The sequence below is a fragment of the Albidovulum sediminicola genome, from assembly GCF_025751575.1.
Classification (GTDB): Bacteria; Pseudomonadota; Alphaproteobacteria; order Rhodobacterales; family Rhodobacteraceae; genus Albidovulum; species Albidovulum sediminicola.
This window is the reverse complement of sequence record NZ_JAOWLA010000007.1, coordinates 1-19,689: the sequence shown is the minus strand read 5'-3', so window position 1 is coordinate 19,689 and position 19,689 is coordinate 1. Positions and strand designations below refer to the sequence as shown.

Here is a 19,689-nt window from a genome sequence, read left to right as displayed (position 1 = left end):
GCGGCCCTGGTCTTGCTGGACGGATGTCGGGAAACGGGACGCGCGCCATGCGGGAGGGGCGTGGCGCGCGCCGTACACGGCTTAGCCCGCCGAGCGGACGGTCCGCGCAATCAGTGTCTGCACCAGGTCAGCGGCCTCCACCTGCGGCAGGTGCCCCACCCGGTCGAGCCGGTGAAGCGCGACATGGCCCGGCAGCGCCGCCTCGATTTCCCGCAAGGGAACGATCGCATCGTCGCGCCCGGCGATGACGGTGCAGGGCCCCTGGTAGCTCCGCAGCGCCGCGGCAGCCGAGAAGAGCTGGGTCGAACCCTCGAACACGCCACGCGCCACGCGCGACTGTGCCGGGACAAGGTCCGCGTCTTCGCGCGCAGCCAGGGTCGCACGCACCAGAACCGGCGCCAGGGTGGCGGGGTCAGAGACCAGGCGGCGCATCCAGGCGGCCAGCGCGGCCTCGGACTTGGCCCCCAAGAAGCCCTCGACGAAAGCGCCATCCACCGATGCACCAAGCCCCGCCGGCGCGATCAGAGTCAGCGAACGGACATCGAGATCGCCGCGCTGGGTCAGCGCGACGGCGACCGCCGCCCCCAGCGAATGGCCGACGAGGTGCACGCTGCCCTGAAGGCCGCGCAGCGTCTGCCCGACCGCACCGACAAGGCCCGCGAAGTCCGCCGCGCCATGCCCGCGAGAACCGCCGTGCCCCGGAAGGTCCAGCGCCATCATGGGTGAGCCGAGCCCTATGCGGGCGACCAGCGGCCGCCAGGACGACAGATCGGCGCCGAAGCCGTGGATGAAGACCACCGGCGTCCCCTGCCCGGCCTGTAGCGTCCGCAGCTCCAGCGCGCCGCCGCCCGTCGTGGGGGCGCCGCCAACCGCCAGCGCGGCGACATCCTTGAGCACCACCGCGCCCTTCGGGCCGCTGCCCGCGATGCGGGCAAGATCCAGACCCTGACCCGCGGCAACGCGGCGCGCGATCGGCGAGGCGCGAAGCGCCGCGTTCACGACACCGGTGGCCACCTTGGCAACCAGCGGTTCGGCCTGCGCGACTTGTGCGGCCTCGGGCTGTGCGGCGGGCGCGACCGCCGGAACCACGGCGGGCTCAGCCGCGGCCGATCGTGCTGCCTCTGCAACCGTCTCGCCCGGGGCGCCGACATGCATCAGCGGCTCAAGCACCGTGGCGGTATCGCCGACCTGCCAGGGCAGGCTGATCACCGTGCCCTCGCAAAAGGCCTCGACCTCGAAGCTCGCCTTTTCGGATTCGACAACGGCGACAAGGTCGCCCTTCTTAACCTGATCGCCAAGCTTGACGTGAAGCTCGACCACCTTGGCCTCGGTCAGGTCCTGCCCGACCTGAGGAACCAGAATTGCCTCTGCCATTCTTTCCTCCCTCAGGCAGCCTGCGGACGCACGGATTCGAGCGCCCGTGCCACGAAATCCACCGTCTTTCGGGTGGCCGCGGCGAATTCATTTGCCGTCGCCGCGAAGGCGCCGAACTGGCTGAACTCATCCGGCTTCATGCCGTCGAAGTCATAGGCCTGCCGGAAATAGGGCAGCTGCCTCAGCTTCTCGATCACCTCTGCGGGCGGCTCCTCGTCGATCGCCTTTGCATCGAAGGCGGGAAGGCGATCTTCTGCCTGCATCAGCTGGGCGATGTAGCCGGGCGGGCAGGTGTAGACGAAATCCCCGCCGGCGATCTTCTCGATATGCCAGGAGGAAGCCGCGCCGCCCTCGCCCTCGTCGGTGACCCGCATCGAGCATTGCAGCATTTTCGAGGGGTGCCCCGTGCGCTTGCCGTGGTGATAGGCGCGCTTCATCACCGCCATTTCGCCGTGCAGGATCTCTTCCGGCGACAACTTGATGCCGCGCAGGTCGGCCTGGGCCTCGAGGTCGCCGATATTGCCAAGCCGCGCCGACATGTGGGTGATGACCGAACGCCACTTCGAAAGGTCGATCCCTGCCGCCCGCGCGCGCTCCAGCCCGCGGCTGACCGCGTCCATGCAGGCGATGTATTGCGGCACCGTGAAGGAGGTCGTGTTGTTGGTCGAAATACCGCGCGCGGTCAGTTCCTCGATCACGCGGTAGCCTTCGGCGCTGCCGGGGATCTTGACCATGACGTTGCGCCCGATCGTGGCCAGTTGCAGGCCCTGGGACAGCATCCGGTCGTAGTCGGTGACAAAGCGCGGATCGACCTGGCCCGACAGATGCCCATGGCGTCCATTCGAGGCGTCGTAGACCGGCAGGATCATTTCGGCGCTGCGGCGGACGACCTCAAGGTAGGTCTTCCAATAGATCCCCTCGACATCCTCGCCGGGGTTCTCCGCCGCGATGCGGCCGATCTCGCCGATCCAGAACTCGGGATCGTTCTGGATCGCCTGCAACGACAGGGGCGGGTTGGTGGTGACGCCGCCAAACCCCATCGTGCCCTCGCGCGCTACGGTCGCGGTATCGAAGAGCCGCTTCAGCTGCGCGTCCCAATCCGCCTTTTTTCCGGCCGGGGCCGAGGCGAGGACGCCCCGCGCCCAGTTGTCGTAGACAAGCGGCGAGCTATCCCACCAGATTTCGCAATCCGGGTTCGTCGCGGCCAATTTCTCAAGCACATGCAAGGTCATCCCGGCGCCCTCACTCAGCCGCTTCAGCAAAAGGGTCGAGGTGCAGGCTCCGGCGAACGGCGGCCACGACATCGTCCTTCTGCGGCACGCTGGCCTTTTCGAGCGTCAGGTTGAACGGCACCGGAATGTCCATGCCGGCGACGATCTCCACCGGCGCATCCATCTCGTAGAAGCACTCTTCCTGCACGATCGAGGCAATGTCGGAGGCCACGCCACCGCGGCGGTTGGCTTCCTGGACGATCACGCAGCGCCGGGTCTTGAGGACCGAGTTCACGATCATTTCGCGGTCCAGCGGCACCAGGGTGCGCGGGTCGATCACCTCGACCGAGATGCCTTGGCGCGCCAGTTCCTCGGCGGCCTCAAGCGTGCGCGGGATCATGTTCGACCAGGCGATCACGGTCACATCGGTGCCGACGCGCTTGATGTCGCCCTTGCCGAACTCGACGATATGTTCGCCATCGGGCACCATGCCCTTGGTCATGTAGAGGTGCTTGTGCTCCAGGAACATCACGGGGTCGTCCTGGCGCAGGGCGTATTTCAGCAGACCCTTCGCGTCAGCGGGCGTCGAGGGCATGACCACCCGAAGGCCGGGGATGTGGTAGAAAAGCGCCTCAAGCGACTGCGAGTGCTGGGCCGCCACGCCGCCGCCGGTACCGCCCTGGGTGCGCATGATGAAGGGCACGCGGCCGTCGCCGCCCGTCATCAGGCGGAACTTGGCGGCCTGGTTCACGATCATGTCCATGCCGAGCATAGCGAAATCCACGTAAAGGATCTCCACGATCGGGCGGGCCCCGGCGATCGCGGCGCCGACGCCGACGCCGATCATGCCAGCCTCGGCGATCGGCGTGTCGCGGACGCGCTTGGGCCCGTATTTCGCCAGCAGGCCCTCGGTGACCTTGTAGCTGCCGCCCCGCTCGGCGATGCCTTCGCCGATGATGAAGACCGACGGGTTCAGGCCCATCTCTTCGTCGATGGCCTCCCGAAGGGCCTCGCGATACATCAATTCGCGTTCTGCCATGATTTCTCCTCCCCTTCCCGTCCGCCTCAATATCCGACCGCGAATTCGCGGAAGGATTCGGGCGTGACCTCCGGGCTGTTCTTCGAGAATTCGACCGCATCGGCGAATTCGGCTGCGATTTCGGCTTCGATCGCGGCGATGTCCTCGTCGCTCACATCGGCCATTTCCTTCAGGGCGGCGCGCGCACGGTCGACCGGGTCGCGCTGCTTGTAGTAGGCCAGTTCGTCCTCGGGCATGTACTTGCCGGGGTCGTTCACGTGGTGACCCATGTGGCGATAGGTCTTGGCCTCGATCAGGACCGGGCCCTTGCCCGCGCGGCAGGTTTCGACCGCCTGCTTCATGACCTCGTAGACCGCGAACGGATCGTTGCCATCGACCTGATGGCTTTCCACCCCGATGGCGAGCCCGCGCTTGTAAAGATCGGTGTCGCGGGTGCTTTCCTCGATCCGCGTCGACACGGCGTAACCGTTGTTCTCGACCAGGAGGATGAAGTTCAGGTTCCAGATCGCGGCAAGGTTCAGGCTTTCCAGGAACGTCCCGTTGTTCGAGGCGCCGTCGGTCGAGAAGGTGACGGTGACCGCGTCAGACCCGTTGACCTGGTTGGCCAGCGCGGCCCCCACGCCAAGCGGCGTGCCCGCGCCAACGATCCCGTTCGCCCCGAGGTTGCCAACCGAGATATCGGCGATATGCATCGATCCGCCGTAGCCCTTGCAGTAGCCCGTTTCCTTCTGGAGAAGCTCGGCCACCATCTTCTTTACATCCGCGCCCCAGGCGATGCAGTGCCCATGGCCCCGGTGGGTTGAGGCGATGTAGTCGCCCTCGCTCAGCGCGGCGCAGGCGCCGGTCGCGATGCCTTCCTGGCCCAGGTAGGGGTGGAAGTACCCCCGGATCAGGCCCTGACGATAAAGCTTGATCCCTTCGGTCTCGAAAACACGGATCTTGTAGGCCGTGCGGAAAATTTTCTCCAAGAACTCTCGCGAGGGCGCGTTCTTGCCTTGAGCAGCGGCTCCCATCTTTCCTCCCAACTGCCGATGGAATCGGCTTAGACATCGCTCTGATTGGGTTTTTTGTAGGTTTCACGCCTCCTCTTGTCGAGAAAATTTTTTGCAAGGACGCGAGAATTTGCCATAAATTGTGAAATATTCTTACATTTCAGATTGTGTGTTGTTGATTTTCAGGGGGTTTGCGGCGAACCGATCACCCGCGACACCGGTTTGCGCCACCTTTGGGCGCTGAAAATATGAAAACTTCTTTCCGATTTCCCCGTTCCACTCTACCAATGAGGGGCAAGACGGAGAGAACCATGGCCGACAGGGCTTCCCCACACGCCAACGGGGGCGACCTCGTTCAACGCATCCAGGAACGTTACGCATCGCTCCGGAAGTCCGAGCGCATCGTTGCGGACTATCTGCGCGAACATGCGGGCACACGGCTCAGCCTGTCGATCACGGAACTGGCGCAAACGCTGGGCCTGTCCGAAGCCACGATCAGCCGCGTCAGCCGCGCCCTGGGATATTCCGGCTTCCCCGACCTGAAGCTGTCGCTGGCGGAGGGCGCGGTCACCCGATCCAGCTTTGCCAACATCCCGGCCGAGATCGACCAGACCGACACGCTGATCGGAACCTCGGCCAAGCTGGCGAACCTCTTGTCGGTCGCGATCCAGGGAACGCAGCGCATGCTCGACACCGAACGGATCGACACTTGCATCCAGGCGATCCGCAATGCGCGCAAGATCGTGTTGGTGGGCGTGGGCGGCGCCGCCGCGATCTGCGACGAGGCAGCGCACCTTTTCATGAAGGCGGGCCTTGATGCGCAGGCCAGTGACGACCACTACACGCAGGTCGTGCTTGCCGCGAACCTTGGTCCGGACAGCGTCATGATCGGCATTTCCCACACAGGGACGACGATTGGGATCGCAAGCGCGCTGAAGCTTGCGCGCGAAAACGGCGCAACGACCATCGCGCTGACCAGCGACCCGGCCTCACCGGTCGGGCGCGCGGCATCAACGACACTCGTGACCTGGAGCTCGGCCACCCCTTCGGTTCCGCTGTACGGCGACTTTCTGGAAGGGCGCATCAGTCAGATCTATCTAATTGACCTGATGTATATCGGCCTCTTGTTCGAGGAAGAGAGCAGCCGCTCAAGCAACCTCAAGAAGACGGCGAGCGCGCTGGAGCGCTTCTACCAGCGATCGGGCGGCGAGGCCTGAGGCGCGGCTCAGCCGAGGTATTCCATCACGCTCAGCCCGGCGTTGAAATCGGTCGCGTAGATCAGACCCTGCGCATCGACATGAACGTCCGCCGAATGCAGGACCGCCGCGCGGTTGGGGCGCGGGTCAACCATGCGCGCGGGCGGCGGCGGAACACAGGCGCCCACTTCCTGCGGGCGGAAGGGGTCGCGGATGTCGTAGACGCGCACACCCGCGTTCTGCCAGGTCGCAAAGATCAGATCCTCGGACACGAAGGTGCCGGGGCGGTTTTCGTGAATGTTGTGCGGGCCGAAATGCCCGCCCACGGCATGGTAGTCGCGGTCCGAGGGCGGCGGCATCGTCGCGATGCTGATGGGCTTGCCCTTCACCTGGTTGTCGAAGATCCAGATCGGCTTGAACCCATCCTCCCCGTGGTCCAGCACGGTTTCATCCACCACGACCAGAAGATCGCGCCCGGGCAGTGGCAACGCGTTATGGGTTCCCCCGCCGAAGGGCGGCGACCAGACGATGTGGTTCATCAGCTTTGGCGCGTGGCGGTCGGAGACGTCCACGATCGCCAGGCAGGCATCGCGCCAGCTGCAGTAGGCAATGTCGCCGTGCACGATCGGATGATGCAGCCCGAAGCGGCCCTGCGGCAGCGGCCAGTCGGGCACCTCCCCCGCCGCCGCGTTCATGCCTGGAAGCCAGAAACGGCCGACCATCCGGGGCCGTGTCGGGTCCGCCATGTCGATGGTGATCAGGATATAATCGGTAAACCCGTCGAGCAGCGCCGAGGCATAGGCCCAGCGCCCGCCGGTGTACCAGATCCGGTGCAGCCCCGTCCCTTCGACCGGCATGAAGCCGATCTGCCGGGGCGCCTCGGGGCGGGAAATGTCATGGACCGCCATACCCGCCGACCAGTCGCGGGCGCCGTCTGCGTGGTGGCTGACCCCGCCCTTGTAATAGGCCTTTTCGTCCGCCATGTCGGCTTGGGCGAACATGTCCTTGTTGTGGATGACCAAAAGCAGGTCGTCATGCGTCTGAAGGTGCAGGCACCAGGTGTTCGGCGGCGCAGGGATGAAACGCACGGGCCGCGGATTCACCGGGTCGCGCAGGTCGATGACGCTGAACCCCTTGGAAAAGATGTGGCCGACATAGCCATACCCGCGATGAACCATCAGTTGCACGCCGTCGGGCCGCCCGCCCTGGTCGGTATGCCCTAGAAGGCGCATGTTACGGGCGTGGGTCGGGGTCAGGTCGGTCATTGCGGGCCCTTTGGAAAAAGGCCCCCGCCGTGATGGCGGGGGCCAAGGCAGACGCGCCGGAGGTAAGCTCAGCGCGACTGTTCGAAGACGAAGACGCGGGGCGCGCCGTCCGTGGGCAGCATGTCGGCGGTCAGGTCCAGTTCCGACCCACCGACGCGGGTGACGCTGTCCTCGGGCACGCGCGCGAGGAAACTCTCGACCGGCTCGATCCTCAGCACACCCTTGGGGCTGTAGTAGTGCATCGGGATCACCGCCTTGGGGCCAATCACGCTGATCGCGTCGTCAAGGTCGGGCAGCGGGATCGTCGCGTGATCGCCGGTCAGCGCCAGCAGCACATCGACCTTGCCCTTCAGCGCCTCAAGATGCCCGTCGGGTACTGCGGTGCCGATATCACCCATGTGCAACACGCGCATCCCGTCCAGCGTGAAATGGTAAAGCGCGTTCGCGTCCGGGTCGCGGCCATATTCCGTCTGGTAGTCGAAAGTCAGGCTTTCCGTCGCCGGGTAGGAGGTCACATGGATGCCTTTGACGTCGCGCCCCCCGGCGGGGATCGCCAGCGTGTTGACCACCTCCGGTTCGCCCAGGATATGGCTGGGATCGGAATGGAAATCGTCGGTGTCCGAGGACATCAGAACGATGTCGGCTGGTTCGTTGATCGGGTCGAACTTCGATTTCTCGCAGTTGAACGGGTCGGTGATGACGGCAAGCCCGTCCCCCTCCAGCCGGAAGCTCGCGTGGGCGTAGAACTTGATTTTCATGGGCTTAAACCTTCTCGCCGGTGAAAAGGGTCCAGTTTTCGACCAGATCGTCCTGCTGCGCCGAGAACGCCGTCAGATGCGGGGAGTTCATGTGGTCGTCCCACAACGGGCGGGTTTCCCACTCCTCCGTGAACATGAACAGCCCGGACTCGTCCGCCGACTTGTGCATGTCATAGAAAACGCAACCCTTTTCGGCGCGCGTCGGCGCCAGAAGGCCCTTCAGCACCTCGTAGAGCGCGTCCTCCTTGCCGGCTTTCGCCTTGAGCGTCGCGATGACGGTCAGCGGCATTCGATATCCTCCCTCTGGGTCAGGGCCTGGCACAGGCCGAGGTCCACGCCCTCGTCCAGGTGATCCACGATCCGGTCGGCCCCGGTGAAGTCCTCGTCGTGGGTATAGGTGGATCGGGTGACGATGCAGTTCATGCTCGCGGCCTTGGCAGCGCGGAGTCCGATGTGGCTGTCCTCCACCACCACGCAGGCGGCGGGCGTCAGGCCCAGCGTCGTGGCGGCAAGGGTGTAGATCGCGGGATCGGGCTTCTTCTTCGGCACCACGTCGCCGGCAAAGATGGTGATCCGCTCGGCCCGGTCCGGACCCAGCAGCACGCGCACCACCGTTTCGACGGCCCGTTCGTTCGAGGTCGAGCAGACCGCGACCTTTAGCCCCGCCGCCTGCGCCGCGTCCACCATGCGCGCGACGCCCGGGCGCAACGGCAGCGCGCCCGCCTCGATCAGGTCCATGAAAAGATCGGTCTTGGTGCGGTGCAGCCGCGCGATCAGCCCGTCGTGCTCGTCCTGCGCGGCCGGCCAGCCGGTCTCGTCGAAGTGGCGCCGCATCCGTTCCTTGCCGCCGCCCGTAGTCAGCAGTTCGCCATAGCGTTCCACCGACCATTCGGTGCCGATCCCCTCTGCCGCGAAGGCGCGGTTGAAGGCCACGCGGTGCCCGTCACGTTCGGTGTCCACCAGAACCCCGTCGCAGTCGAAGATCAGCGCCTGCATCTCATGCGGCATGGGCTGCCTCCGCCGCGCGGCCTTCGGAGCCGAAGGTACGGATGCAGGCCATGACATCGGCCTTCATCGCGTCGTGCTGTGCCTGAATGAAGGGCAGCGGCTCGGCCAGCTTCGGCTTCTCTGCCTTGAGGTTGACGAAGCCGTCGATGAAGAGCCGCTTGTGCATGGTCGAGATGTTGACCTTGCCGCAGCCCAGTTCGATGCAGCGATGGAACTGTTCGTCGGTCAGCCCCGTGCCGCCGTGAAGGGCAATGGGGTTCGGGATCGCATCGGTGATGCGCTTGAGCAAGTCATAGGCGATCTTCGCCTCGCCCTTGTAGAAACCGTGGGCGGTCCCGATCGCGGGGGCAAAGACCGCGAGGTTCGGCATCGCCGCCACGAATTTCAGGCATTCGTCGAAATCGGCCAGGCGCGACTGGTCGTCGTTCACCACCTTGTCGTCCTCGACCCCGCCGATGGCGCCGATCTCGGCCTCAAGCCCGATGCCCGCGGCCTCGGTCAGCGCGTAGGCCTGCGCGGACTTGTCCAGGTTCTCTGCAAACGGCAGGGTCGAGCCGTCGAACATGACCGAGGTCCAGCCTGCATCGATGCAGCGCTTGATCACCTCGATGTCGGTGCAGTGGTCCAGGTGCAGCGCGACCGGAACCGGCGCGTCCTCCGCCAGCATCCGCACCCAGGAGGCCAGATGCCCATAGCCCCAGTGCTTCACCGTCTTGACGCTGACCTGCACGATCACCGGGGCGGAAAGCTCTGCCGCGCCGCCGATGATGGATTTGGCGGAGTTGAAGTCGATCATGTTGTAGGCGGCGATGCCATAACCATCCGCCCGGGCCCGACGCAGCATCGGGCCCATGGAAACCAGGGGCATGAGATATCCTTTCAGGAGGGTTGGGGGCACCACGACGCGCCCCCGAAGCAATGCGCGCTCAGATCAGCGTTTCGGCCGCGCGCGAGGGGTCGAACAGGCGGCGGCGGCCGGCGGCCTTCGCCTCGTTGTCGAAGGTCGTGCCCTTGGGCGAGGAGACAACCTCAAGCTGGAGCCCCCAGGGCGCCATGAAATAGCACCAGGTGAGCCCCAGGTTCGGACCATCGGTGTAGCTGGTGGGCTCACCCAGAACCTCCACGCCGTTGTCCTTGAGGAACTTGATCGCCGCCTCCATGTCGTCGACGTAGAAGGCCATGTGGTGGCCACCGACGTCGGAGTTCTTCAGCGGCCCCTCGGTCTTCTGGTCGGGCGAGGAATACTGGAACACCTCAAGGTTGGTGCCGTTCCCAAGGCGGACGTAGCGAAACTCCTTGATCTCGGCGCGGGGATGGACCCGCAGATGTTCGTGCATCCAGTCACCCTCGCCGCGGAAATCGGTGGCGGCGGTGAAGAGCACTTCAGCGCCGAGAATGCGGGTGAAGAAGTCGCAAGCTTCGTTGATGTCGGGAACCGTGATGCCCACGTGTTCCATGCCGCGGATGCCGGGAATTGCCATGTCAGGGTCTCCTGTCTGATATCACTGATATTTCTGCGAAAAGTCGCTGAGCGCGGCATACTGGCCCGATCTGGCGATGGCCTCGTACATGCCGCGGTAGATGGCGTGCTGCTCGTCATAGAGCTCACGCAGCTTCGGGTTGGGGTCGAAGGTCGATTCAACCTGCACCATCGACTCCACCGCCTCGTCGATCGTGCCGAAGGCGCCGGAGCCGAAGGCCCCGAGGATCGCCGCGCCAAGTGCCGTGCATTCGCGCTCTTTCGTCACGGTCGAGGGCACGCCGATGATATCGGTCATGATCTGCACGAAGCCGTCGGACTTGGTGCCGCCGCCGGTCAGGCGGAAATCGGTGATGCCGCCCTCGATATCGGACTGGAAGCTGTCGAAGACCATCTTCATTTCCTGCGCGCAGCCTTCCAGCAGCGCGCGGATCAGGTCATGACGCTCGTGGTAAAGGCCCAGGCCCAGGAAGCCGCCGCGGGCGACCGCGTCGTAGTAGGGCGTGACCTGGCTGGCCATGAAGCTGTGGAACATCGCCCCGTTGGCGCCGGGCTTGGAGTTGTGGGCTTGCTCCACCATCACGCTATAGACGCTGGTCTTGCGGCGCGCGCTTTCGTCCAGCTCGTTGCGGCCCAGGTGGTCGCGCCACCAGCGCAGCGATGCGCCAAGGCTGAAGGCGCCGCCCTCGATGTCCCAGGCACCCGGCACGCCATGCCCACCCCACCAGAGCTTGTTGCCCTTGATCCGCTCGACGCTGTCGAGGTGGGCCACCATGACGCCAGAGGTGCCGACGGTGAATTCGGCCATGCCCTGACGGATAACCCCTGCGCCGATCGCCGCACACTGCTGGTCGCCCGCGCCACGGCACAGGATGACGCCTTCAGGCAGGCCGGTTTCATGTGCGGCGGCCTTCGACAGGCGCCCGACCATTGTCGCGGGCGTTCCCACCGGCGGCAGGCGGTCGCGGTCGATGCCGCAGGCCTTGAGGATGCGGTCGGACCAGTCGAGCTTGGCGATGTCCATCATCCCGTTCAGCGTCAGGGACGCCGGGTCCGTGGCCCAGTCCTCCGCCCCCATGCGCCAGAGGAAGTATTCCTGGCCGTTTACGAACCAGCGCGTGGCATCGAAGAGATCCGGACGCTTCTCGCGCAGCCAGACGATCTTGGCGGCCGACCAGAGCGGGCTGATCTGCATGCCGGTGTGCTTCTGGTGCTCCTCTGGGCAAAACTCTGCAGAAATGGCGGCCACGCTTTTCAAGGCCCGCCCGCAGTTCCAGACCAGCGAGTTCATCAGCGGACGGCGGTTCGCGTCGAGGATGCCAAAGGTGCCGCGCTGGCTGGACAGGCCGACCGAGTGATAGGCCGAGGCAGGCACGCCCGCCTTCTTCACCGCCTGCTTCGTGGCCGAGCAGATCCCCGCCCAGACCTCATCCAGGCTCTGCTCGATCCAGCCCGGCTGCGGCGAGGAGCAGTTGTATTCCTGATAGCCGTGGCCGATGGCATTGCCCTTCTCGTCGAAGACCATGACCGTGCAGCCCGTCGTGCCGGCATCGATGCCGACAAAAACCTTACCCGTGCCCGACAAGTTTTCCTCCCCCGTCGTCAGATCGTTTCTTCTTCCGGCCACGGCAGATCCGCGAGCCAATTCGATAGAAGCGCAAGGAACTCGGCGCGGCGTCGGGTTGCCTCCTCTGACAATCCCGCCAAGAGCCGGGCCTTTGCGCCCAGAACGTCCTCCTCCACCGACCGGACGACCACCCGTTCGATAGCCTGTTTCGTATCGCCTTGTCCGTCCCAATCTGTGTCGGCCGGAAAGCCCCAACGGAGAAGGTCGAGAGGCCAGGTTGCATCAAGCGCCTGACCCCCGACCCGCACCCGGCAGTGGAAATCCGTGACGCCCTCGTCCCGGATCATCGTCATGAGTGCATCGGGCATCGAGGGATGCACCGGGACGCCGGAGGCAAAATCCCCCTCGACAATCTCCACGTCCGCCGGATGACCCAGGCGCCGCAAGAGATCGCGCAAAACCAGATGTTTGGCCGTGCAGGCCCCGCGCCCGTCCCGAAGCGCCGCCTGCGGCGTCCGATCGAGGCCGGAGAAGTAGGGCATCGCCTGCACCGCGCGGTAGGCCTGAACCAGGCCGGCCGCCCCGCGCGAAGGCACATGCGCCGCCAGGAAGGCGTCTAGCGCCTCCTCATAGGGGGCCTCGCGGCCCACCCTGGCGGCGATGGCCTCAGAAGTAGGCATGCCCGTCGCCCGCGTCGAAGACGTGCCATTTGTCGCGGTTGACCGAGAGGAAGCAGTTCTCGCCCGGCTTGCCCTCGAACTCCGGCGTCGTCTTGACCCGGATGCGGCAGTCGTCCAGCTGGACCTCGACCAGCATATCGCCGCCCAGAAGCTCGTTGACGAAGATCTCGCCCTGCATCGCAGCCTCGTCGGGCCGTGTCATGCTGATCGACAGCGCGTCCGGGCGCACGCCCATCCGCGCGGTCCCGGCCTGCGCCGCGCCGTTGAGCTGGCGCACCTGGCCCGGCAGCAGCGGGATCTCGAAGTTGCTGTGGCGCAGAAGAACATCGTCGCCCTGCCCCTTGATGTCGCAGGTCAGGAAGTTCATCGCCGGTTCACCGACGAAGCCCGCGACCCAGGCGTTGACCGGATGGTTGAAGATCTCGGCCGGTGTGCCCCACTGCTGCAACTCGCCGTCATGCATGACCGCGATGTAGTCGGCCATCGACAGCGCCTCCAACTGGTCGTGGGTGACGTAGATCATCGTGGTGCCGAGCGAGCGCTGAAGATGCTTGATCTCGCCGCGCATATGGGCGCGCAGCTTTGCGTCGAGGTGCGCGATCGGCTCGTCGAAGAGGAAGAGCTTCGGTTCGCGGACGATGGCCCGACCGATCGCCACACGCTGCTTCTGGCCGCCCGAAAGCTCGTGCGGGCGGCGCTCTAGAAGGTGAGAGATTTCAAGCAGCTTCGCCGCCCCAGTCACGCGCGCCTTGATCGTGTCCTCGCTCGCCTTGCGCAGGCGCAGCGGGTTCGCGATGTTCTCATAGACCGTCTTGTGCGGGTAGAGCGCGTAGTTTTCGAACACCATCGCGACGTCGCGGTCCTTCGGTGCCAGATCGTTGACCCGCTGGTCGTCGAACAGGATGTCGCCCGCGCTGATGTGCTCCAGCCCCGCCAGCATCCGCATCGTCGAGGATTTGCCGCAGCCCGAGGGGCCGAGGATCGACACGAAGCTGCCGTCCGGGCAGGTGATGTTGAGGTCCTTAACGGCGGGCGTCTCGCCGTAGTACTTCCAGACGTTCTTGATGGTTACCGTCGCCATGTCTCAATTCCTCCCAAGGGGGTTGGTCTGGGCGCGCGCCGCTTGGCGCACCGCCCGGTTCATTCCTTGACTGCGCCCATCGTCAGGCCGGTCACCAGGTATTTGCGGATCACAAGGCCGAGGAGCATCATGGGGGCCGTGGTCACCACGCCTGCCGCCATGATCGAGCCCCACTGGATGTTCTGCGGCTGGACCAGTTCGCGGGTCGCGACCGGCAGCGTCTTCGCCCCGCCGGAGCCGATGATGGCGGCGAAAAGGAAGTCGTTCCAGGCAAAGAGGATGCAGAGCACCACGAAGGCCCCGATACCCGGCGCGACGAGCGGCAGGATCGACCGGAACGCCTGGAACCGGGTCGAGCCGTCCACCATCTGCGCTTCCTCGATCGCGAAGGGCACGTTGTCGAAGAAGCCTTTCAGGATCCAGATCGCGAAGGGCAGGTTGAAGGTCGTGTAGGCCAGGATCAGACCGGGAAGCGTCCCCACGAGGTCCAGGCTGCGGAAGATCGCGTAAAGGGGCACCATCACCGCCACCACCGGCGCCATCCGGGTCGAGATGATCCAGAAGAACAGATCCTGCTTGCCGCGGAAATCCACCCGGCTGAGCGAATAGGCGGCCAGCGATCCGAAGATCACCGAGATGACCGCCGAGCCGCCCGCCGCGATCAGGCTGTTCAGGATGTAGGTCCCGAAGCTGTTCTCGGTGAAGAGCGAGGTGTAGTGCTTGAAAGTCGGCGTGAACTCGAAGAACACGGTGATCCCCGCCCAGTCCCCGACCGCCGGAAGCTTGAAGGCCTCCAGCAGGTCCTTGAAGGACGAAACGAACATCACGAAGAAGGGCAGAAGCGTCCAGACCAGGTAGAGGGCAAGGAACAGACCGGCCAGAACCTTCAGGGCGCGCGAAAGCGGGGTATCGTAGGAAACGACGTCACGGGATGCCATGCTGATCAGCCCTTCTCGTTCTGGGGTTTTTCGAAGACGCGGACAAGAAGCTTGCCCAGGATGATGGTGACGATGAGCAGCGTCAGCGCGATCGCGGCACCCCGGCCAAGCTTGAAGAACTTGAAGGCCACTTCAAAAAGGTAGACCGGCAGGATCTTGGTCGCGCTGCCCGGCCCGCCGCCCGTCAGGACGAGGACGGAGTCGATGAAGCGGAAGTTGTCCATGAAGCGCAGCAGCACGGCGATCAGCAGGACCGGGTAAAGGTTCGGCATCGTGATCGCGAAGAAGTTGCGCAGCGGCGAGGCGCCATCGACCATGTTGGCTTCAAGCTGGTCACGCGGCACGCGCTTCAGACCGGCAAGGGCGATGATCGTGATCAGCGGCGTCCACTGCCAGACATCGACGAGGACGATGGCATACATCGCGGTGTTGGCGCTGGCCAGGATCGAGGCGTTGTCGAGGATGCCCGCGCTTTGCAGGATCCAGTGATACCAGCCGAAGGTGCCGTTGTAGAGGAAGAGCCACAACAGACCGGCGACGGCGGGCGCCATCATCATCGGCATCAAAAGCGCGGTGACCAGGTATTTTTCGTATTTGGAGCTGTTGACGACGACCGCCAGCAGGACACCCAGTCCGACCTGAAGCCCCAGACACATGACGCTGTATTGCGCCAGAAGCCACCAGCCGTCCAGGAAGCGGCCGTCCGAGAAGAGCTTCACATAGTTCTTGAAGCCCACCCATTCGCCGCCGCCGATATCGACGTCCTGCAAGGACATGACGATCAGCCAGAAGAACGGGTAGAGCGAGATGAAGGCGAGGATCGCGATCGCCGGCGCCATGAGGTAATAGTAGTACCGTTTTGGCATCGGCGGGTTGAAGCTGCGCGGCTTGTTCGTGATCTCGCTTTGCGGGCGGGCCTCGACCTCGGCGGAGTGCGCCCGAGCGCGGAAAATCTGCGCGGCGACCTCACGCGGGTTGGCGGAAATGGGGGACACGTCGGTCATGTCGGTCGTCGCTCCTTGATTCAGGCCGGCAAGCAGGCCCGGGGGACGGCTTCAGGAAGGGGTGAGGTGCGGCAGCCCCCTTTGGGGCTGCCGGCTCGTGACAGCCTCAGGCTTCGTTGAGATCGTCGAGTTGCGACTTCAGCGAGGCTGCGGTCTCTTCCGGGCTCATGTCGCCCGACAGCATCCGCTGCGTCTCGGACGCGATGATCGAGTGATACTCGTTCGCCTCCGGGATCTTCGGGCCAAGCACGAAGTTCGGGTCCTTGATGCCGTAGTTGTAGACCGCATCGAAGGTCAGCGCGTTGGGCATCGCGCTCGGACGCTGCTGCGCCGCCTGCACTTCCGGGATCTCGAGAACCGACTTGCGGGTCGGCGTGCCGCCCAGACCCTTGAGAACATCGTACTGGATGTTCTTGGAGGTCGACCAGATCGCGAAGAGGTAGGCCGCGCGCTGAAGCTCTTCAGGGGCGTTGGCGTTGATGCCGATGCCGCCGATGCCGCAGTTCGTGCCGTTGACCGCCGGACCGCCGTTGAGGATCCAGTCCGCCTCCCCCTTCGGGCAGGGCGCGTAGGCGGTCTTGCCGCCCGCGGCGACCGAGGTGTTCGCATCTTCGACCGAGGCCGCGAATTCGTGGTACTGGACCTGCATCGCGATGTTGCCCGACTGGTAGACGGTGTTCAGCTCCAGCGTGCCGTTGGCGAGGTTGTCCGGGTGCGACACATCGGCCAGCGCCTTGAACTTCTCCAGCATCAGGACCGACTGGGCATCGCCCCAGTTCGTCGGCCCAGGCTCTTTCGAGCCGATCTTGTCGTCGATGTTGAAGTCGATCCAGCGGCCGTGGGCGAACATCATGCGCTGGATGTCAAGCTGCGTCGTCCAGGCGAAGCTGCCCTGGTGCTGCGCGTAGCCGTAGGGCACATCCGCGCCGCCTTCCTTCAGCTTCTTGAAGAAGGTCGCGATGTCGAGGACGTTCTTCCAGGTGCTGTCGGCATTGTATTCCAGCCGGTAGCCATATTCGGCCTCGAAGTCCTTGGTGTGCTTCTCGAACAGGTCCTGGCGGAAGAACGTGACCGCGATCGCCGCGTCATAGGGCAGCGCGATGATCTTCTCGCCCGAGTAGAAGCGGCCGCAGGCCGACAGGAAGTTCTCGAACCAGGCGTCGTCGCCGTAGCCTTCCATGTCCTGCGGCAGGGTCTCGTCGCCGAACATCTTCGACAGGTCGACGTAGAAGTCGGCGAAGGGCGAACCGATCGGCTTGTCCTGGACGTATTGCAGCGTGTAGTCCGACTTGCCCGAGCGCAGGTCGATCCCGCATTTCTGCTGCACGACCGGCAGGTCGTCGGTCAGGATCTCGACCTCGATCCCGGTCAGATCGTAGAAGGCCTTGATGTTGTCGCGGATCGCGAAGGACGGGGGCGTGTTCTCCGACAGGAAGGTCAGCTTCGAGCCGGCGTACTGCTTCCACTTCGCCTCGTCCGAGGAAGCCGCCTGGACGGGCGTGGACATGATCGTGGAGTTCAGGCCGACGGCCAGAGATCCGGTGCCCAGCATGGTGGCGCCGTAGCCGCCAAGTTCGAGGAACCGGCGGCGGCTGATGCGCGTAGCCTGCGCGGTCTTGGGTCTGTAGAACATTTCTCTCTCCCTGAGTTGCGACGGCCAGCCGTCGAGCGAAGTGCCCGCCCGCGAGGCCCCGCCGGCTCCTCTTCCGACATCCGGGGCCCGGGTGATTCCGGAACACTTCCACAAGCTATAGCGGGACCTTCGATTTTGTAAATTATTTTCTTCATTTTTCCCAATGATGCCCCAAAAGCACTAACTCCGCGCGGATCCGGCAAGACGGGATACCTATAACAGCCATATATTTATGGCATATGTCAGCGATCGCGCCACGCCTCGGTGAATCCATGAAAATAGTTTTCTCGATTGCGCTTGGCTCTGGGGCACGGGCCCGAACCAAGCGCCAGATGCCGAAGACATGGCGGCGAGGGGCGGAAATGCGCTGCATTCACCCGGCAAGCGCCAAGGCGCCTCCCCGGCAGATCGCTGTCGTCGATCCTAAGGTGATACCATTACTCGTCGCGCTTCTGCGCAGCTCGGATGGCGGGTGAAGTTGCCACTGTCACCGACCGCGTTCGCGCCGAGTAAGAGATTTTTGGGGACGTGTCGGAGTGCCGAAGGTCGTTCGGAATCCGGCTGACGAACTAGTAGACCCCGTCCTTCACAAATGAGTGGGGTGCAGATTTGTTCTCCGCCATGTTCTACGCTCGCTCTATCCAAGGACAAAGCTGAGGCTATTCAGTGGCTTGGCGGTGGGAGTGGTGCCCAGAGCCTGGGTTGTGTTCCCGTTACAGGCACCTTCGCCGTTGATGGCCTCAGTAAAACAAGGGATAGCAAAGGGCTAGAGTCGCGGTCAACACGCGCGTTTTGTCCTACGATTTGTCCTACGGGGCCCGGTGGAGGCGGACGGCCACCGTGGGTTCCTGCCGGTGCGATTGGGTTTGGTCTCCGTCTCCGTCGCGCTGGGATCGCCCGCGCTGATGTAACGTGGGGGGGCGTTTGGGTGCCCCCACGGGGGAATTTCGACGTTCGCGCGTGGAGACATCCCGTCGTAGATCGCCAGCAGTTTTTGGGGTCTGCGGTAGATGTGGGGCTTTGGCTCCGTCGCTGTTCCTCGAGACAAACGCGTGCCCCTGTTTTTTCGCCGGTTGGGGGCCTCGCTCCTCTGCCACCCCTGGAGGGTGATCTTCTGTGCGTATCTGACCCTGAGCGACAACCGAGCACCTGTAGCACGGCGTCAGTCAGAGGGTCCGATCCACAGGAGACCCGCCATGTTCCACCACGTCCTTTGCGGCACCCAGCCGCTTCCGTCTGCGCGTCACACGCGCTCGATCAAGGCAGAGCTCTTCGTCAACGGAGAGCATACAGCAGCAGACGAAGTGACCCGCACGATCATTCTCGAAGTACTCGATGAGATCGGCATTCTGACGAAGCCCGGACAGTCCCAGCGAGACCCAAGAGGAACCCCCAAAGCAAACCGGCGAGCGGTACGGGAGATCGAGAAGCAGATCTGCTTCATGGCCTCGTTCCTCCGTGCCGTCAGCGAGGTGGAGCGGTTCGGGGTCCTTATGGACCGCCATCGCTGGACCGATACGCCCTGCGGATACAAGGCAGCCCGCACGATCACCGAGGCCTTGCTCGGCAGCGGACACATGCTGAAGGTGGCAGGTCCCCGCAGGGGTATGGGCACCGTCTACCGGTGTTCAGACGCATTCCAGGCCCGTCTAGAGGGCTGGAAAGGGCAACTGCGCTTCAAACGCGCAAGGCCCCATCCGATAGAGGTGCGCGAGCCAAAGAAGGACCATTGGGGGGCGTTCAAGAAGGAACGTCTGCCACTGAGCGACTTCCCATCAGAAGCCGTTCGGTATCATCAGCAGACCGTCCTACGCCTCAACGATCACCTGTCCAGGCACACACTTGCCGATGCCTCGGGGACGCCCGTGGAGACGACGTTGCGCCGCATCTTCAACGGGGACCTTAACAATGGGGGGCGTCTCTATGCCGACTACCAGAACCTTCCCGAGGCAGACAGGCTGTGCTGCACCATCGATGGGGAACCGGTCTGCGAAATCGACCTGAAGGCGTCCCATGTGGCCATCCTGGCAGCACTGTATCGGCACCCCCAGAGGCTGCCTAAAGACCCCTATGCCGCGATCAGCTGGGTCCAGACGCCGGAGCTTCGCAAAGCCGCGAAGAACCTGGTGCAGTGCATGATCCATGCGCCTGGTGGACGCCCTGGCAGATTCCCGAGACAGCAGGACGGCGTCACGTTCAGAGCAAAGTACGGCTTGGGCAACGTCAGCGTGAACGATCTGCTTCCAGCGGTTTTCGAGGTCATGCCGTTCCTCGACGGTTCGCCTTGCCTGACTCTACCTCTTCAGTTCATCGAGGCGGAGATACTGATTACCGTCTGACCTGCCACGGGATTTTTCCTCCACCTGCGATTAGAGTCCGACCCAACGAAGGGACGGACGATGAAGCGAACGAGATACAGCGACGAGCAGATCATCGGCATTCTGGCCGAGCATGAGGCAGGCG

General features: G+C 64.2%; 18 protein-coding genes. 2 read left to right on the top strand and 16 right to left on the bottom strand.

Features of this window, described 5'->3' with window-relative positions; genetic code table 11:
• Positions 1-81 precede the first annotated feature (81 nt).
• From OE647_RS08755 to OE647_RS08740, 4 genes are read right to left on the bottom strand one after another with little or no spacing between them, the layout of a single operon-like run.
• Positions 82-1,374, bottom strand: coding sequence for an alpha/beta fold hydrolase (locus OE647_RS08755; protein ID WP_263721348.1), 1,293 nt, complete (start codon positions 1,372-1,374; stop codon positions 82-84).
• Between the two features lie 11 nt (positions 1,375-1,385).
• Positions 1,386-2,678 carry a transaldolase family protein gene (locus OE647_RS08750; protein WP_263721347.1) on the bottom strand — a complete coding sequence of 431 codons (1,293 nt, stop codon included), beginning with the start codon at positions 2,676-2,678 and terminating at the stop codon, positions 1,386-1,388.
• Positions 2,617-3,624 (bottom strand): alpha-ketoacid dehydrogenase subunit beta, encoded by a 1,008-nt coding sequence (locus tag OE647_RS08745; RefSeq protein WP_263721346.1) that lies wholly within the window; start codon positions 3,622-3,624, stop codon positions 2,617-2,619. The genes OE647_RS08750 and OE647_RS08745 overlap by 62 nt, the downstream gene beginning before the upstream one ends.
• 26 nt (positions 3,625-3,650) lie before the next feature.
• Positions 3,651-4,592, bottom strand: coding sequence for a thiamine pyrophosphate-dependent dehydrogenase E1 component subunit alpha (locus OE647_RS08740; RefSeq protein WP_263721345.1), 942 nt, complete (start codon positions 4,590-4,592; stop codon positions 3,651-3,653).
• A gap of 335 nt (positions 4,593-4,927) precedes the next feature.
• On the opposite strand from OE647_RS08740, the gene OE647_RS08735 reads away from it, so the two are divergent.
• On the top strand, positions 4,928-5,833 hold the full coding sequence (locus tag OE647_RS08735; RefSeq protein ID WP_263721344.1) for a MurR/RpiR family transcriptional regulator: 906 nt from the start codon (positions 4,928-4,930) through the stop codon (positions 5,831-5,833).
• An 8-nt stretch (positions 5,834-5,841) separates the two neighbouring features.
• Here the strand turns inward: OE647_RS08735 and OE647_RS08730 are convergent, their stop codons facing one another.
• From OE647_RS08730 to OE647_RS08675, 12 genes are all read right to left on the bottom strand, one after another.
• Positions 5,842-7,077, bottom strand: coding sequence for an LVIVD repeat-containing protein (locus OE647_RS08730; protein WP_263721343.1), 1,236 nt, complete (start codon positions 7,075-7,077; stop codon positions 5,842-5,844).
• A gap of 68 nt (positions 7,078-7,145) precedes the next feature.
• The gene (locus OE647_RS08725) at positions 7,146-7,835 is read right to left on the bottom strand and encodes an MBL fold metallo-hydrolase (RefSeq protein WP_263721342.1); all 690 of its coding nucleotides are present in this window, start codon (positions 7,833-7,835) and stop codon (positions 7,146-7,148) included.
• Positions 7,836-7,839: 4 nt separating this feature from the next.
• On the bottom strand, positions 7,840-8,124 hold the full coding sequence (locus tag OE647_RS08720) for a putative quinol monooxygenase (protein ID WP_263721341.1): 285 nt from the start codon (positions 8,122-8,124) through the stop codon (positions 7,840-7,842).
• Positions 8,115-8,843, bottom strand: a complete 729-nt coding sequence (locus tag OE647_RS08715; RefSeq protein WP_263721340.1) for an HAD family hydrolase — start codon at positions 8,841-8,843, stop codon at positions 8,115-8,117. Before OE647_RS08715 ends, OE647_RS08720 begins: the two co-directional genes overlap by 10 nt.
• Positions 8,833-9,711 (bottom strand): class II fructose-bisphosphate aldolase, encoded by an 879-nt coding sequence (locus tag OE647_RS08710; protein WP_263721339.1) that lies wholly within the window; start codon positions 9,709-9,711, stop codon positions 8,833-8,835. The genes OE647_RS08715 and OE647_RS08710 overlap by 11 nt, the downstream gene beginning before the upstream one ends.
• Before the next feature lie 58 nt (positions 9,712-9,769).
• Positions 9,770-10,324 (bottom strand): VOC family protein, encoded by a 555-nt coding sequence (locus OE647_RS08705; protein ID WP_263721338.1) that lies wholly within the window; start codon positions 10,322-10,324, stop codon positions 9,770-9,772.
• Between the two features lie 21 nt (positions 10,325-10,345).
• A complete protein-coding gene (locus OE647_RS08700; RefSeq protein WP_263721337.1) occupies positions 10,346-11,950 on the bottom strand; it encodes an FGGY-family carbohydrate kinase in 1,605 nt (534 codons plus the stop codon).
• A complete protein-coding gene (locus OE647_RS08695) occupies positions 11,926-12,570 on the bottom strand; it encodes a hypothetical protein (protein ID WP_263721336.1) in 645 nt (214 codons plus the stop codon). Before OE647_RS08695 ends, OE647_RS08700 begins: the two co-directional genes overlap by 25 nt.
• Positions 12,557-13,651: an ABC transporter ATP-binding protein gene (locus tag OE647_RS08690; protein WP_263721335.1), complete on the bottom strand. Its 1,095-nt coding sequence runs from the start codon at positions 13,649-13,651 to the stop codon at positions 12,557-12,559. The genes OE647_RS08695 and OE647_RS08690 overlap by 14 nt, the downstream gene beginning before the upstream one ends.
• Positions 13,652-13,710: 59 nt before the next feature.
• On the bottom strand, positions 13,711-14,589 hold the full coding sequence (locus OE647_RS08685; protein WP_263721334.1) for a carbohydrate ABC transporter permease: 879 nt from the start codon (positions 14,587-14,589) through the stop codon (positions 13,711-13,713).
• A gap of 5 nt (positions 14,590-14,594) precedes the next feature.
• Positions 14,595-15,593: a carbohydrate ABC transporter permease gene (locus OE647_RS08680; RefSeq protein WP_263721333.1), complete on the bottom strand. Its 999-nt coding sequence runs from the start codon at positions 15,591-15,593 to the stop codon at positions 14,595-14,597.
• A 106-nt stretch (positions 15,594-15,699) separates the two neighbouring features.
• Positions 15,700-17,226, bottom strand: coding sequence for an extracellular solute-binding protein (locus OE647_RS08675; protein ID WP_263721332.1), 1,527 nt, complete (start codon positions 17,224-17,226; stop codon positions 15,700-15,702).
• Positions 17,227-18,422: 1,196 nt separating this feature from the next.
• Here OE647_RS08675 and OE647_RS08670 point away from each other — a divergent pair.
• A complete protein-coding gene (locus OE647_RS08670; RefSeq protein WP_263721331.1) occupies positions 18,423-19,565 on the top strand; it encodes a hypothetical protein in 1,143 nt (380 codons plus the stop codon).
• Positions 19,566-19,689: the final 124 nt, after the last annotated feature.